Here is a 14484-nt window from a genome sequence, read left to right as displayed (position 1 = left end):
AAGTTGTTCTAAGCCATAATGAAAAATTTTAGATGGTTACTCATTCTTTTACTTATTGTCGGGAACATTACCTCATGTGGAACGCGAGATAGAGAACAAAGTCAGTTTCCTCGCAGTGAGACCTCGATGCCAGTAGAGTCTGACAATCTCAATAATGAAGAAAGTTCTGAGACCTTAGAAGCAGAAGTAACCGACAGGTGGCGCCCAGGTCTTGGCTGGGTGTCCGAGACCTCGACGCCAGTAGAGCCTGACAATTCTAGCAATCAAGAGGATTCTGATAGATCCAGTTTTCCATGGAATACTATCATTGTTTTTATAATCTTCAGTTGTGGCTATTTAGCACTTTGGGCTCCAGGCATTTTGGGATACATGCAATTAAAAATATGGGTTAATGCAGAGAAGAAGAAAAAGGATGATTTTCGCAAACGCTCATCTGATAAAATTAATGAATTAAATCAAACTGTGCAGAATTTAGAGAAAGAATTCGAACAATTTAGGAAACAAATTTCTTCAGATCATTCTCAAAGCTCTTTTTCAGCACCAAATTTTCAAGAAAAACAACAATATCAAATCAGAGATAAAATTGACCATTCAAACTATCTTGATTATTCACAATCTGCTTCAGTTGTACAGCAAGATCCATATCAAAAAGTAATTACAGCTTTCAATTCTCAAGATACAGCTTTTTTTCATCAGGATACTTATTATTTAACCTTGGATGAAAGTACAATTGGTAGTGATGATACCAGCACAAAAGCAAAAAGAATCGTAAAATTCATTGATATTGACAATCCCAGAGATGCTCTTTGTTTAGCTGTCAATGTCAACTCTAGATATTTACTAATTCCTAATTTTTTTAGCCCATACTATGCAAATTTAGATCAGTGGTTATTTGAAAATAGTGATATTTTCAATTACCAAGGCAATGGGCAAACTATCGAACTTATTGAACCTGGTATTGTTCAATATTCCCAAAGCAAAAATGGTATATGGAATTTAATAGAGCCTTGTTCTCTTCTTCTTGACTGGGAATATAATTCTCAAACTGAGTTAGACAATGAAAAAATTCAAAAATCAAAATATAAAGTAAAAGAAACTCAAGATAGTAAAGTAAGACAAAATTCCTCTGAAAAACATACTAGTAAAAATCAGCAGTTAATCATTGCGTTTAATATACAATCACAACGGTATTTTCGCTCTGCTTATTTGGCAACAACAAATTATACAAAGAACCAAAATACAAAAAAAATCTACTTTAACGAGGTAGAACAGCACCGTGATGCAGAATTTATGATTATTGAAGTTGACAACACATATCTGCTAGTGCCTGACTTTATGTCTCCTTATTACCAGCAATTTATTTCTCAGGAAACTTTTTCCGACACATTTAACATTAGTGGTTCCGGTAGAGAATTTTATCTTAAGACACCTGCGCAAGCTAAAAAAGATACTGATGGAAATTGGCTATTAACTAGTCCGGGAGAATGTCTAAAACTAGATGACATGGACAGTTTACTAATTTCTTCTACTCTATAAGTTGAATCCACAAAAAAATATTTTAGAAAATAATCATGGTTCGCAGAAATTCAGCAGCAGCCCTCGCCATTTTATTAGGCTCCTTTGGTATTCATAAATTTTACCTAGGAGAAGTATTCCTCGGAGTTCTTTATCTTTTATTTTTCTGGACTTATATCCCAACAATTATTGGCATAATTGAAGGAATTTATTACTGTTCTCTAAGCGAAGACGAATTTAGACAGAAGTTTAATATTCCTACAGTCCAAAACAAAGTTTCTCAATATCTTGCTAATAATAGCTCAGAAAATGCAGCGCTAAAACAAAATAATCAAAAACTAAATTACTTAGAGCAGACTATTCAGAAATTAGAAAGAGAACTCCAGACCTTAAAAAGTAAAAATAGAGAATTGAGCTCTATTATTATTAGTCAACAAGATTCTATTGCGGGCATTAAAGAAGCCCAATCTCAAATATTTACCCAGATCTCTGTTCAAACGTCATTTCAACCAACAGCGCAACCTAAAAATATCTTTGACCATTCCATCGAAAACTATTCTGCCCGCACAGTTGTGACTGCTTTTCTCAACAAAGATGAAACTTTTTTCAGGGAACGTGGCATGGTTTTACTCACCCCAATCCCCAAGAAAGAAAGAAAATCAAACTCAAAAGCCGATTTAATGCAGGTTCTGGATATTCCCAAAGCCGCATTTATTACTGTCCAGATTAACCAAGAGCATTTTGCTGTGCCTAATTTTCTATCCCCCCATTATAAAGATCTAGAATCTCTCTATTCAGGTACTAAAATGTTTAAAGTTTATGGTTCTGGGGAAGAACTAGCATTAAAAAAACCAGCCAAGGTAAAACAAACCGATGATAATAGCTGGCAAATTCAAGAATCAGGCTTATATTTTGGCCAAAATGCTGAATTTGAGATGTTAGTAGAAGCCTTTAATGAGAAAAACCAAACGTTCTTTGATAGTGCTTATCCCGTTACTATCAGTCAAAGCACTTTAAGCACACAAATTAATAAAGATGAAATTATCCAGTTTGATCAGGTAGAAACCCACCGTGATGCAGAGTTTATGATTGTTAAATTTGACAAACAATGCTTTTTAGTACCAGATTTTCTTTCTCCTTATTATGGACAATTAACTTGGCTCGATATGGGAAAAGACATTTTTAGATGTGACGGCCAAGGTGCGATTGTAAGCTTGATTAAACCCGCTGAAGTCAAAGGAGAAAAAGACGGTATTTGGACGCTCATTAAACCCGGTAATTGCCGTCTCACGGAAAGTACTTAGTTAGTAGGATTTACCCACGACTGAGCCTCAGTTTGTGGTGCAGCGCCAGCAGGGGACTTGATTTTTGAGTGGACGAGTTGGGCGATCGCCGGGAAAAAAGTTTCATTTTCTGAATAGGCAGGGTGATCGGCGAAAACACTCAGGACATATTTTTGTTGACCATCGGCACTCTCGATGTAAGCAACTTCATGGCGACCTTGACTTGTCCAACCAGCCTTTGAGTAAAGCTTGGTGTCTGGAGGAAGACCTTCACCAAAGAAATGCTGCACCGGATTAAAATAAGTTTTTGGACTTTGCCAATCTTGGCTCAGATCTCGCGCTAACAGTTGCAAAATCTCTGAATTGTCAGTGGGTGAGATTCCTTCTCCGACCGCAATTTCTGCCATTAAACGGGCAGCTTGGTAAGCACTCAAACGATTACGGATCGGTTTAGTCGCATCTTCAGGATTTTCTCGCATTTTTAGATCAAAACCGATGGGTTCCATAATTTCTACATCGGTGATCGGATAGGTTTTTTGGGTAATATTTAAACCTGCATAGCCAGCAGCCTGAAAAAAGCCGTTGAGTTGACCGCGTTGGGTATACCAAGCGCCGAAATTATCAGGAGTTGCGCTGGTTTGGGTTTGGGTCGTGCGGGTCATCGCATCAATGATCCGACTGGTGGCATTGTTGTCAGATTGCTCGACCATGAGGGCAACATCTTCTGCATAGCCAGCGTAGTTTAATAAGCCTTGCTCAACTTGGGCGTAAAAAGCGACTAGCCAAAAGAGTTTAGGGACACTTGCAGGATAGTGAAAGGTATCCGGTCGGTAGCTGGCGATCGCCTGACGATTGAGATCTACAAGCACCATAGACATCGCTTCCGGTGGCAGATTTTCAGCCTGGGCTAGCCCTTGAATCTCTGTGATAATGCCCTGCAGTTGAGCGCTAGGAGCATAGTTGCGCAGTGGATCTTGGGCATTGTACCAAGCCCGCCAAATTGGTTGTACTAACAGGGTTTCTGGAACGGCGGCGACCTCATTACCCGCTGAGTCTGGGGGAGCTGGAACAGGAAGTTCTTCTTGAGATCCAGTTTCGACAGTCTCAGTTGACTCGGTTGTTTGCTGAGTTGGCCCCAGAGAGGCCCGGATCAGCCAAACACCACCGACAACAATGGCGATCGCCATACCACCCACCAGAGCCACAAACTGCTGGGGACTCATAGCAACCTGGGATCGAGGACGACGATTTGGTTTTGGCTGAGATGATTTTGGAGCAGGCTGATTCAAACGAGTAAACCTCCACATAATTGAAGAAAAAAGCAATAACCGAACTGAATTGAATTAACTTTAGCGACGCCAAAGTACCTCGATGGTGTTGTAGTCAGCGATTTTCCAAGCACCATTGACTCGACGGAGGTTATAGCGCACCAATCGCTGGTCATAGCCGCTAGCATTGCGGTCAATATTGCCATTGGCGTTATAAAGGATTCGTTGTTCTGTAACAACCACATCGGCGATCGCCTGTTGTCCATCCACAACCTGGAGGTTTCTGACCTCTTCCACTGCCTGATTGGCGAAAGTGTAGTAAGACCCATTATTCTCAAGCCATTCCACCGAACTCTGTTGACCATCACTGCGGCGGATATTATCATTAAAGGCTTTGCCTGTCAGAATCTGCGTGCCACAACTGCGGTTATAGGGATAATCAAACAAATCCTGCTTACAGTTCAGCCAATCAGCGACCATATCTGCTGCCTCTCCCTGGGATATCGCAGCAGGTGGCGGTGATGTTTTTTGGGCTTCTTCGATCCGAAAAATTTGACCCGTTTCTTGGGTCAATTGATTAATAAAGCTCTGGGTTTTATCCCGCGAGAGAAAACTTGCCACTTGAATTGTATTATCACTCCGCAAGAAAGCATCGCCACAATAGTTGCTTTTAACCCGCTCTAACGTCGTAGCCTCACCAATCACTCGGTACCAAGTGCTGGCATCACCCAACGAATCACCACAACTATCCTTATAAGCTAGAGGAGGAAGTGTTTCTGAAGCTTGTCTGGAATTATCAGTAGAGCCAGAATCCGTTTCAGCTTGATTACTTTCTAGGGAAATGATGCCTTCACCATCAGGGCGATTGAGCAATTGCGTACTGAGAACAATCCCCCCTAACAAGAAAGCACCGACTACACTCCCCGTCAAAATTGCTTTTTGCCAATCAGCCATTCCCCTGGCAGCCGGCTGAATTTGACTATGATCGACCGCCGTGCCGCTACCTGCCACGGCAACCGTAGGATTGTGGATTGTTTGGGGTTGAGGAGTAGGGGGAACGACTACAGGCGATGGTGTTGCGACTGAAATCTCTGCTTGCAAAGCTGTGATCATCGCTTGGGCATCATTGAAACGGTCTTTGGGCTGGGGTTGAATGGCTTGTTCTAAAACTGTGGCTAAATGTTCATCGGCGACATTATTGCTTTGAAACCAGAGACGCCAGAGAATTTTGCCTGTTACTGGATCATTCGGTAGTTCACTAGGCAACTTTCCGGTCAACAGATAAATCGCCGTTAAACCGAGACTATACAAATCACTACTAAAAACAGGCCGACCAATACTTTGTTCTGAGGCCATGAAGCCTGGCGTACCAATCACAATTGACTTGCCGTTTTGATCTGAACCAGCTTTTGTCATGTTCATGGTTTCTTTAACGGCACCAAAGTCAATCAATACGGGTTGGCGATCGCCTTTGCGGAGAATGATATTGTCTGGTTTGATATCTCGGTGTACCAGTCCTTGGTTATGGATAAAGTCGAGAACAGGCAAAATTTCCAGGAGCCATTTTTTGACATCAGCACTTGACCAGGGGCCTTCATATTGCACTGCATCCTGTAGAGTGACCCCCTCAATCCATTCTTGAATGAGATAAAACCTCTTTGCTTCCGCGACATAGGCATATAAGCGAGGAATCTGCTCATGATCATCACCCAATTTTTCAAGAAGTACAGCTTCCCGTTCAAAACGATCCTGCACGAGCTGATGGGCAACGGGATCATTAGCAATGGGTTTGAGACGCTTGATCACACAACGTCTTAGGGATGGCATATGCAAGTCTTCAGCGAGAAATGTATCCCCGAAACCACCCTGACCCAGTTTCTGCAAAATCCGATAACGACCGTCGAGAATTTTTCTGTTCATTTCCCCATGGTGTCAAAATTTAACATCCATCTTACTGGAACTCGACTAAGAAACAAATTTCTTGCCCTATTTATGGCAAGCTTTAATCAGAATTACGCTCAGCTCGGCAGCATTTAAGGTGTGCTGACAACCATTCTATGGTAAAGGTTCATTTATATTTGTTGATTTCCCGATCCTGCCTTTAAGAGCTTATTTATAAAGCCCCCCGGCCCCCAGCTTGCCGGAGCTTTAGTGAGGAGATTTAGGGGGCGGATCAAGACATTGACTAACTTTATAAACAGCCTCTAAGGGAACTGAGGGTAATGATTATTAATCAAGTGACTACTTGATTAAGTGCAAACTAGGGGCGATCGCAGCGTGCCTTACTGCCCTGAAGTGATGTTTGCAGATTTGCCAACAGCATAGAATAGCCACCCCGACCCGCCAAAAAAGACTCCCATCAAGAGTGGAGTAAATGTTCCCCAATTCCAACCCGTGGTGAGAACCGCTTCGGTTGGCTGTTTAGGATCGTAATACACGATAACTGTCGTTCCTTCTGGAAAACGCGATATGGCTTCGGCTTCGGCATCAGAACGCTCTTTGTACCTACGACTAACCCGATCACCTTCTCCCAGTGAATAGCGAGAAGAGAAGTAAGAATGTCCCTCAACATCGTAGGTGTAGTTAACGGATACATAATACTCAACATAAGTATTTAGTGTCGCTCCAGGAGACCCCTTTGACCTAGTTTCCCTACGGATCTCAGTCTGCACAACAGAGCCTTGTACAGAGGGCCATGACAATGATTGATTAGCAATAACCAGAAAATAAATTCCAAAAATACTTAGTAGTCCACCCAAAATACCGAGTCCAAGACCAAAACGGGAAAGGGTTTTAAGGGCTTGAACTTTTTCATCAGACATTCGGTCATCCTCCAATTTTTCTTCTTGCCTATTACTAAGAGCCTGTTTATAAAGACCCCCGGCCCCCATTTTGGGGGATTTAGGGGGCAAACCAAGAAATTCGTTTACTTTATAAATGACCTCTAAGAGGCATGGAGTAGTTCATAGCTTCTCATTAATTGGACAATTGGACAGTTGGCACATAATTCAAATCAAAATTATTTGAGCAAATCTTAAAAGAGCTTATCATAAAAGACTTTTTGAAAATGCTTATCCACAGAATTTAGATATCATGCCGATTCATTTACCCCAAAGATTAAAACATAATGACTAATTTTCGATGTAGGAAAATAAGGCGACTAGAATAGACATAGAGGTAGGTCTTTTCTACCTTTTGGGGCTAAATTGATTTCGTTGTATGCTTGAGTATAAAAAAAGAACAAACATACGATCTTATTAAATTACCCATGGGCAATAAAATTGTCGGAGGTTTCTCATGTCTACTGATTTTACCAAAGGTATGTTAGTAACGATTATTAGTGAAGCAGTTTTGCAAGAAAGTTTTGTTAGACTACTTACCGAATTAGGAGTATCTGGTTATACAATTATTCCAGCCCAGGGAGCAGGCAGTCATGGTAAGCGCATGGGTGATGTTGCTGGATATAACACAAATATTCTACTTCAGACAATCGTTAACCCAGAACTTGCAACTCGATTATTGCAAAATCTAAAATCATTGCAAGAGACTCACGCACTGGTTGCATTCCAACAACCCATAGAAGGAATATTTGATTAAAGATAGTCATTATGACTATGCAATATGTTCTTCTAATCTGCTTCGAAATATCCAATAAATTTTGGACTAAAGATCTTATTTGGTTAATAATCATGAATGCTCAAGAAATGATCCAACGATATAAAGCGGGCGAACGTGATTTTAGTCATGTGAATTTAATGCAGAGCTGTCTAGATAATGCATATTTAGATGGTGTGATTCTGAGTGGTTCAGATCTCAAGAAAGTAAGTTTGACGAAAGCTCAGTTACGGCAGGCAAATCTTGCTAATACTGAGATGGTTGAAGCTTGTCTGAGAAGTGCGGATTTGAGTGACACAGATTTTAGTGGTGCAGATTTACGAGGAGCAGATCTCAGTGGTGCAGATTTACATGGTGCAAATTTAGGGGGAGCTGACTTGCGTGGTGCGAATGTCCAAAACACAAATTTATCGGAGGCTGATTTACGTGGTGCAGATTTAACAGGTGTCTATTTGCAAAAAACCAATCTTCTGGGTGCAAATCTAAACGGTGCTTATTTCTAAAATATAGAAAGACTGAATCATGCTCAAAATTTCAGTTGATTTTCAAATACCTTTTCCCCGATCTTTGGTGTATGCTACCTATCGGGATGAATTGGTAGAGTTAGGATTAAGCTTGCCTAATGTAAAATCATTAGAACTTAAATCTCACCAGAAAATCAATCAACAAGTTTACTTGGAAATAGAATGGCACGGAGGTGGTAATATTCCTAATGCTGCCCGAAAGCTTTTGAGTAAAAGCCTATTCGATTGGACGGAATATGATGTCTGGAATAACCAAACATTTACAGTAGACTGGCATATCAGAACCCATGCTTACCAAGAAGCAATTAGCCTATCTGGTCAAAATCGTTTTCTAGATCAAGGTGATCGCACATTAGTCAAAAACCGAGGTTTACTTCAGGTTGACCTTAGCGCTATCCATGGTGTACCTTCTTTTACGCGTAATCAGATGGTTTCCTGGATTGAGAAGCTCTTGGCTAAAAGGATTGAACCAAATTTGATTCAGATGGGACGGAATGTAGAGAGTTATCTAGAACAAATACGGCAATCTTAGTCAGTTTAGATTTGATATTAAGCCAAAAGTAAATATTGACTTACCCTTGGTTATAACTACTCAAGATAAAGTTTGTCGAGCAAATTTTTTAATCGAACATTGTTATAATTAAGTAACAATAAATTTCCAGTCGTGCAGGATGGCTAAATCATAATGGATTTAATGTCCGTCACTCTGGTAGTGCGTTGGCTCATTGGTTGGGCTTTGATGTGGCAACTCCCACACATACCAGATTACTCAGTGATCGGTTCCCCTAAAGTCTCCGTCTTGATTCCGGCCCGTAATGAAGAGGATACACTTCCTCATCTACTAAGCGCCCTAAGGCAGCAAACATTCAAGCCTTACGAAATCATTGTAGTTGACGATCAATCAACAGACGCCACTACCCAAATCGCTCAGCAAGCTGGAGTTAAAGTTGTGCGAACTGCACCTCTACCTTCTGGGTGGACAGGTAAAAACTGGGCTCTCAAAACCGGATATACTCACGCATCTGGTGATATTTTTGTCTTTCTCGATGCTGATACGGAACCCAGTGCAGATTTACTACGGCGGTTGGTAGGCACAGTTCAACATCTAGGGGGACTGGTTTCTATCCAACCCTATCACCGCACAGAATACCTTTATGAACAGTTAGCTTTACTGTTCAATCTCGTAGGCCTAATGGCTGTAAAATTAGGGCCTGCTGGAGGTGTAGCGTTTGGTCCGGCTATGGCTACGAGCAAAGTGGACTATGAGCAAGTCGGTGGCCATGATTGTGTGTCGGGTTACGTGGTTGAAGATTGGTTTATTGCCCATGCCTATGAACAGGCTAAACTACCTGCCAGTGCCTATATAGGCCATGGTCAACTGGACTATCGGATGTACCCAGGTGGGCTCTCTGACCTGATAGATGGTTTTAACAAGAATTTTGCCACTGCTGCTGGACAAGTCTCTAAAATACGCATGTTGGCTGTTTTGCTGTGGCTTTCAGCATTATTTTGGACAAGTTGGTGTCTGCCTGCAGCTTTATTGGGTTGGCCAATAGTTGGTGATTCCTCTTTGCCATACAACTTACTTCTTTATATTGCCTTTGCTCTCCAACTCGCAATTATCATCAGGCCAGTAGGCTCTTTTCGATGGATGGCTTTACTTTTCCCAATTCCGGTAGTGTTCTTTATTGGCGTATTTATAATGGCAATTTTCAAGTTAAAACGAGGACAAATTGATTGGAAAGGACGCATTATTAGCACTCAATGGAAAGCTTAATCGCCTTGCCTATTTTTCGTCCATCAGCTTCGATAATAATTGGATTATGTGTTGGAGGTTGGACAACTTGGTCATTTGTTGTGGGCTACCTATGCCATCGCTTACCACTACATTTTCTTGAAAACGACACTTGCCTGACACTACCCTATTTTTTCGGGGAAACACGGAGCTGCTATGAACATCATTTAGGTATCAAACGCTGGAAAGATCGATTACCAGAGGCCGGAAACTTTTTTCCAGGGGGATTCCGTAAAGATGCCATTGATGGTAAAAATTCTGCTGTATTATCTCGATTTCTAGCTGAAACTCGTCGAGCAGAATATGTCCATCTAGGAATATGGGCGTTCTGGATAGTAACGATGCTATGGACTCCGGGATGGGGCATCGTCATCAATTTTAGTTTTGGAACGATCCTCAATCTGCCCTGTATATGGGTACAGCGGTATAACCGTCTTCGCCTCCAAGATATCCTCAGGCAACAATCTAACTGCTAAATAGGGGTCACATCAGGAGCGGAAGAATCGTATGCTAAGGCTTTGTTGCATATTCGCTAGGCAGACAACATTGGGCTTATCGCTCCCTAAACTTTACCGAAGAAAAATGGGTCTAAAGTCCCGTCCTTCTGGGATGGCTTTTGATACAAATGAACTACTCCAGCCTAAGAGGCATGGAGTTTCCGTCGTTTCATCGCCCCAAGTTGCCTCATGCTTCCGCAATCGGTAGAGCTTGGCGGCTCCGCGACTAAAGAGGCAAGTCCCTTGCCCCTTGCCCAGGCTAAATTAACCTGAGCTGCATTGATATCTCTATCTTCTACATGGCTACATTTCGGGTTTGAGCAAATATGTACCCTGTCTGCCAATGTCTTTGGCGTTAGCTCCCAGCATTTAGCGCAACGCTGTGAGGGCTTTAGTTTCCGGGTAGGAGACTCTACATAGAATCCACCCGCCTCTGCCAGTTTGTACTCCAGGCATTGCCCTATCGAGGCAAATCCCACCGACAAGATAGAACGGTTTAGCCCTGCCTTTTGGCGTTTTTGCTTCTTCCCTTTTCGGGTCATGTTTTTGACGTTTAACTGCTCACCTGCCACTAGGCTATTACTGCTGACTATGCGGCTGGTGGTTTGATGAATCCAGTCCTCCCGTTGATGTGCAACCTTCCGTTGTAACTTTGAGAGCTTCTGCCGTTGGCGTTTCCACCGACGAGATGCTCTTACCTTTTTCGTGCGGTTTGGGGCACGCTTCCGTCTGAGTTGCTTGGATGCTTGCTTAACCTGCTGTTCTCCCTCCTTAATAAAATCTGGCTTGCTGATTTGCTCTCCTGTAGAAAACGTAATCGCCTCTTTGCAGCCTAAATCAATACCGACAGACCCATCCCCAGCTTCCCGCTTGGGTTCACATTTGACCGTGATTGAGGCATACCATTTCCCATGGCGGAAGAATATCGTGCAGGTTGTTGGCTTTCCCCAGGTACGGGCCTTGCCCCTCATTTGCATCCTTCCCACATTGCTCAGCTTTAGATAGCCATGTTGACCTTCTGTTTCTACCTTCCAGCCTGCACCGCAGGGATACGTCCACCCTCCATAGCGTCGAGCTGCCTTGAACTTTGGGTATCCCCCCAATCCCTTAAAAAATCGGTTGAAGGCAAAGTCCACTCGCTTTAACGTTGCCTGTAGGGCATGGGACCCCAGCTCCTTAAATTCTGGCCATACTCTCTTGAACTCCGGCAAACTATTTTGCTGCTCAAAGTAATCCACGGAATGATTGAATTTTTGGTACTGGGTTTTGCGATTAGCTATTGCTGCGTTGTACAAATTGCAGTGCAAGCGCCGCCAATAATGTAGCTTTTGTTCTTGCTGCTTATTGGGATAGATACGGTAAGTGATGCGGCGTGTTAGCATGATTGAATTATAACTTACATATAAGTAAATGAAACCTACTCATAGAAAGGGAGCACACTCCGTTTTCTCCATTTACCTTCATCTCGTTTTTGTGACGAAATATCGCCGCAATATTATTGATGAAGCAATGCTGCAAACTATGGCTGAAGTATTTCAACGGGTTTGTACAGCCAATAAATGTAAGGTTATTGAAATCAACGGAGAACCTGACCATGTCCATCTCCTGTTAGATGTCCACCCCAACAACAACATTGCTCAGTTCGTCGCTAGCTTGAAGGGGGCTTCTAGTCGCATTCTCCGCAAGGAATATCGTGACTGCCTCGAACAGGTCTACCGTAAGCCTGTCTTCTGGTCTAGCTCTTATTATGTTTCTTCTGCTGGGGGCGCGCCATTAGAACGAGTTAAGCAGTACATCGCTGACCAAGCGGGAGTTAACTGATTTGGCTACTTCTGTTTCTCTTCAGTAGCCGCGCTATTCTTCCCTACCCTACAGAGGGATAGGGAAGGATAGCGCCCAAGTTCAGGCAACGTTCGAAGGCTGGTTTGTGCCGATTTAGGGAAATAGAACGCAGTTGTGTAAAGGTGGTGCGCAAGTCATCCTCTTGAACAAAGTCTAGAAACCGATCGTACATCTCAACATTGTCAATCTCAGCGGCGATCGCCATTCGACAAGCTTCTTGAACCGTTGCGGGAGCATCCACCTGATAGGCAAAAGTATCTTCGGGGATCGGTAGATTGTACTTACGGAACAATTGACTTAAATGTTCTGCGTGGCGCGTTTCTGAGTGAATAATCTTGCTAAAGGGGCGAATTACCCCAAATTTCTCGATGATAGCTTGATACAAGGCCCGGGCGCGGTATTCATCTTGGATGGCTTCCACCATCGCCTGTTGAGTTTCTGGGGCGATCGCCCCCGGTGCCGCTGCGAGTTCCTGGGATGACACTAGAAGGGCGAGACAAAGACCAATGCCTAAATAATGGTTGAGGTGGTCTTTCTTACTAGAACAATGCTGATTTTGATGGCGATATTGGTGTCCCATGGAAGATTTCCTATGATTAATTTTAGAAAAGAAGCTGGATTCAGAGCTTATTGATAAAGCCCCCCGACCCCCAGTTTGGGGGAGATTTTAAGATGATTAACGGGGTCAAAGTTCCCCAGTTTGCCGGAGCTTTAGTGAGGAGATTTAGAGGGCGGATCAAGACATTGACTAACTTTATAAATAGCCTCTCAAAAAAAGTCGGCTTTGAGTTGAGATTTTTATTGCTTAATCCTTTGACATTAAATAAGTGCTAGATGTAAAGTTTATGGATAGATTAAATTTCCTAAAAAAGAAAAAACACAGTTTTAATCGAGAAGAAAACATCAGCCTTTTGAGCATCCTTAAACCGTGCTGAATTGGATCTAAGAAAACTTTAAATCCCCAAAAATATTAAACCCACCAAGGTTTTGCACCAGTACGTGGATCAACTTCTGTCCAAGGGGCAATGCGGACATAATCCCCTTCTAAATAGATATGGGCAAGTCGTAGAGGGAGTGGTGCTGGGCCACGAACCACACGCCCTTCGGCATCATAACGGGAACCATGGCAGGGACATTGAAACTGGTCGTCATTTTCATTCCACGGGAAGGTACAACCAAGGTGAGTACAGTTATCGACAATACCCCAAGGATGTAGGGTGCCGTCTTCTTGAATGGTTAAATAAGTGGGTTCCCCTGCCAACCCGGCGACTAGGGCTCTTGTGCCTGGTGCTTCGGCCAATAATTGGCTTGCTGGAATCAAATTGCCGTTAATATCTTTAGCAAGAATTGATCCATCTGCACCCACTTCTTTGGGGGGACTGAAAAATTTTGCGACAGGATAAAGGGCAGGGCCAATGGTACTGGCAACCACTGCACCTGTGAGAAAGTTTAATAATTGTCGCCGGGAAAGGGAAGGGCTATCGATGGGCAGACTATCTTCCATGAATGATGCTCCTTTCTTAAATAAAATTTGTTGAATTGTTGAACAAAATAGGTGCTACTAACGGGTATTGATCTTGAGTAAGCCGTAGAGCATACAGGAACCCAGTACGGCACTTAAGGTGAGAACAGCGGCAACGGTCACTAAAGCAGTACCGAGGACAGAGCCACTGTAGATAAATAAGCCGAAGTAGGCCAAGGTGCTTGCAAGTAAGAGGCGAATGAGGCGATCGCCAGTGCCAACATTGTTAAACATTTTGTTTATCTCCGACCCAAAGGTTGAGTAATGGAGCTGATGGAACCAAATATCGAGCATGGATATTGATGCTGCTTTTGGCTGACATCCAACTTATCTATCAATATAAAACTAATTAGCTATGTAGTCAATATTTCTGGTTTGCTGGATTTGTCTGCTTGTCCAGGCGGATCTCGCCACAAAACGCCCAGGGGCTTGTTCTGGCCTGGCTTCGATAGCTGGCAACACTTGCTCAACTCTAATTGAAAAAGATTTCTAGTAGTTTGCTTGACAGGACAATAATGATCCCCTAAAGTCTCTAGGTTAATGCTAATTAATTGCAACTTTAGGGAGATGTCATCGACCCCATAACATTAGTCAATCGCGGTTAATGGGCCATGGGGTTTTGC

Annotated in this window: 15 protein-coding genes; 8 read left to right on the top strand and 7 right to left on the bottom strand. The window is 42.7% G+C overall.

Features of this window, described 5'->3' with window-relative positions:
* The first annotated feature begins 18 nt into the window (after positions 1 to 18).
* Together AWQ21_RS15630 and AWQ21_RS15625 are read left to right on the top strand one after the other, a co-directional pair.
* Complete coding sequence (locus tag AWQ21_RS15630; protein ID WP_157094817.1) at positions 19 to 1536, top strand: hypothetical protein; 1518 nt, start codon at positions 19 to 21, stop codon at positions 1534 to 1536.
* A gap of 35 nt (positions 1537 to 1571) precedes the next feature.
* Positions 1572 to 2819 carry a TM2 domain-containing protein gene (locus AWQ21_RS15625; RefSeq protein ID WP_065715614.1) on the top strand — a complete coding sequence of 416 codons (1248 nt, stop codon included), beginning with the start codon at positions 1572 to 1574 and terminating at the stop codon, positions 2817 to 2819.
* Here AWQ21_RS15625 and AWQ21_RS15620 read toward each other — a convergent pair.
* The 3 genes from AWQ21_RS15620 to AWQ21_RS15610 form a co-directional block, all read right to left on the bottom strand.
* Positions 2816 to 4021 carry a serine hydrolase gene (locus tag AWQ21_RS15620; RefSeq protein ID WP_065715613.1) on the bottom strand — a complete coding sequence of 402 codons (1206 nt, stop codon included), beginning with the start codon at positions 4019 to 4021 and terminating at the stop codon, positions 2816 to 2818. The genes AWQ21_RS15625 and AWQ21_RS15620 overlap by 4 nt on opposite strands.
* 126 nt (positions 4022 to 4147) lie before the next feature.
* Entirely contained in the window at positions 4148 to 5986 is a 1839-nt protein-coding gene (locus tag AWQ21_RS16445; RefSeq protein WP_065715612.1) for a protein kinase domain-containing protein, read from the bottom strand.
* Between the two features lie 362 nt (positions 5987 to 6348).
* On the bottom strand, positions 6349 to 6888 hold the full coding sequence (locus AWQ21_RS15610) for a DUF3592 domain-containing protein (protein ID WP_198159740.1): 540 nt from the start codon (positions 6886 to 6888) through the stop codon (positions 6349 to 6351).
* A gap of 475 nt (positions 6889 to 7363) precedes the next feature.
* Between AWQ21_RS15610 and AWQ21_RS15605 the strand changes: the two genes are divergently transcribed.
* From AWQ21_RS15605 to AWQ21_RS16005, 5 genes are all read left to right on the top strand, one after another.
* Positions 7364 to 7663 (top strand): DUF3240 family protein, encoded by a 300-nt coding sequence (locus AWQ21_RS15605; protein ID WP_065715610.1) that lies wholly within the window; start codon positions 7364 to 7366, stop codon positions 7661 to 7663.
* 92 nt (positions 7664 to 7755) lie between these two features.
* On the top strand, positions 7756 to 8184 hold the full coding sequence (locus tag AWQ21_RS15600) for a pentapeptide repeat-containing protein (RefSeq protein WP_065715609.1): 429 nt from the start codon (positions 7756 to 7758) through the stop codon (positions 8182 to 8184).
* 19 nt (positions 8185 to 8203) lie between these two features.
* On the top strand, positions 8204 to 8737 hold the full coding sequence (locus tag AWQ21_RS15595) for a hypothetical protein (protein WP_065715608.1): 534 nt from the start codon (positions 8204 to 8206) through the stop codon (positions 8735 to 8737).
* Between the two features lie 153 nt (positions 8738 to 8890).
* On the top strand, positions 8891 to 9982 hold the full coding sequence (locus AWQ21_RS15590) for a glycosyltransferase family 2 protein (RefSeq protein ID WP_065715607.1): 1092 nt from the start codon (positions 8891 to 8893) through the stop codon (positions 9980 to 9982).
* Positions 9970 to 10476, top strand: a complete 507-nt coding sequence (locus AWQ21_RS16005) for a hypothetical protein (RefSeq protein WP_071932310.1) — start codon at positions 9970 to 9972, stop codon at positions 10474 to 10476. Before AWQ21_RS15590 ends, AWQ21_RS16005 begins: the two co-directional genes overlap by 13 nt.
* 164 nt (positions 10477 to 10640) lie before the next feature.
* Here AWQ21_RS16005 and AWQ21_RS15585 read toward each other — a convergent pair whose 3' ends face one another.
* Positions 10641 to 11879, bottom strand: a complete 1239-nt coding sequence (locus AWQ21_RS15585; RefSeq protein ID WP_065715606.1) for an RNA-guided endonuclease TnpB family protein — start codon at positions 11877 to 11879, stop codon at positions 10641 to 10643.
* 28 nt (positions 11880 to 11907) lie between these two features.
* On the opposite strand from AWQ21_RS15585, the gene tnpA reads away from it, so the two are divergent.
* Positions 11908 to 12318, top strand: a complete 411-nt coding sequence (gene tnpA / locus AWQ21_RS15580) for an IS200/IS605 family transposase (protein ID WP_065715605.1) — start codon at positions 11908 to 11910, stop codon at positions 12316 to 12318.
* 43 nt (positions 12319 to 12361) lie between these two features.
* Here tnpA and AWQ21_RS15575 read toward each other — a convergent pair whose 3' ends face one another.
* The 3 genes from AWQ21_RS15575 to AWQ21_RS15565 form a co-directional block, all read right to left on the bottom strand.
* Positions 12362 to 12919 (bottom strand): ferritin family protein, encoded by a 558-nt coding sequence (locus AWQ21_RS15575; RefSeq protein ID WP_065715604.1) that lies wholly within the window; start codon positions 12917 to 12919, stop codon positions 12362 to 12364.
* A 390-nt stretch (positions 12920 to 13309) separates the two neighbouring features.
* Positions 13310 to 13843 carry a cytochrome b6-f complex iron-sulfur subunit gene (petC, locus tag AWQ21_RS15570; protein WP_065715603.1) on the bottom strand — a complete coding sequence of 178 codons (534 nt, stop codon included), beginning with the start codon at positions 13841 to 13843 and terminating at the stop codon, positions 13310 to 13312.
* A gap of 57 nt (positions 13844 to 13900) precedes the next feature.
* Positions 13901 to 14095: a DUF2892 domain-containing protein gene (locus tag AWQ21_RS15565; RefSeq protein WP_065715602.1), complete on the bottom strand. Its 195-nt coding sequence runs from the start codon at positions 14093 to 14095 to the stop codon at positions 13901 to 13903.
* Positions 14096 to 14484: the final 389 nt, after the last annotated feature.

Source organism: Picosynechococcus sp. PCC 7003 (assembly GCF_001693255.1).
Taxonomy (GTDB): Bacteria; Cyanobacteriota; Cyanobacteriia; order Cyanobacteriales; family MRBY01; genus MRBY01.
The sequence above is the reverse complement of the archived record's forward strand: the minus strand, read 5'-3'. Positions and strand labels throughout refer to the sequence as shown.

Excerpts from the sequence above, each read along its gene's own strand:
- AWQ21_RS15600 (WP_065715609.1), top strand. The coding sequence starts at position 7,756 with ATGAATGCTCAAGAAATGATCCAACGATATAAAGCGGGCGAACGTGAT.
- petC (WP_065715603.1), bottom strand. The coding sequence starts at position 13,843 with ATGGAAGATAGTCTGCCCATCGATAGCCCTTCCCTTTCCCGGCGACAA.
- tnpA (WP_065715605.1), top strand. The coding sequence starts at position 11,908 with ATGAAACCTACTCATAGAAAGGGAGCACACTCCGTTTTCTCCATTTAC.
- AWQ21_RS15595 (WP_065715608.1), top strand. The coding sequence starts at position 8,204 with ATGCTCAAAATTTCAGTTGATTTTCAAATACCTTTTCCCCGATCTTTG.
- AWQ21_RS15630 (WP_157094817.1), top strand. The coding sequence starts at position 19 with ATGAAAAATTTTAGATGGTTACTCATTCTTTTACTTATTGTCGGGAAC.
- AWQ21_RS15605 (WP_065715610.1), top strand. The coding sequence starts at position 7,364 with ATGTCTACTGATTTTACCAAAGGTATGTTAGTAACGATTATTAGTGAA.
- AWQ21_RS15590 (WP_065715607.1), top strand. The coding sequence starts at position 8,891 with ATGGATTTAATGTCCGTCACTCTGGTAGTGCGTTGGCTCATTGGTTGG.
- AWQ21_RS15575 (WP_065715604.1), bottom strand. The coding sequence starts at position 12,919 with ATGGGACACCAATATCGCCATCAAAATCAGCATTGTTCTAGTAAGAAA.
- AWQ21_RS15610 (WP_198159740.1), bottom strand. The coding sequence starts at position 6,888 with ATGTCTGATGAAAAAGTTCAAGCCCTTAAAACCCTTTCCCGTTTTGGT.
- AWQ21_RS15565 (WP_065715602.1), bottom strand. The coding sequence starts at position 14,095 with ATGTTTAACAATGTTGGCACTGGCGATCGCCTCATTCGCCTCTTACTT.
- AWQ21_RS15585 (WP_065715606.1), bottom strand. The coding sequence starts at position 11,879 with ATGCTAACACGCCGCATCACTTACCGTATCTATCCCAATAAGCAGCAA.
- AWQ21_RS15620 (WP_065715613.1), bottom strand. The coding sequence starts at position 4,021 with ATGAGTCCCCAGCAGTTTGTGGCTCTGGTGGGTGGTATGGCGATCGCC.
- AWQ21_RS16445 (WP_065715612.1), bottom strand. The coding sequence starts at position 5,986 with ATGAACAGAAAAATTCTCGACGGTCGTTATCGGATTTTGCAGAAACTG.
- AWQ21_RS16005 (WP_071932310.1), top strand. The coding sequence starts at position 9,970 with ATGGAAAGCTTAATCGCCTTGCCTATTTTTCGTCCATCAGCTTCGATA.
- AWQ21_RS15625 (WP_065715614.1), top strand. The coding sequence starts at position 1,572 with ATGGTTCGCAGAAATTCAGCAGCAGCCCTCGCCATTTTATTAGGCTCC.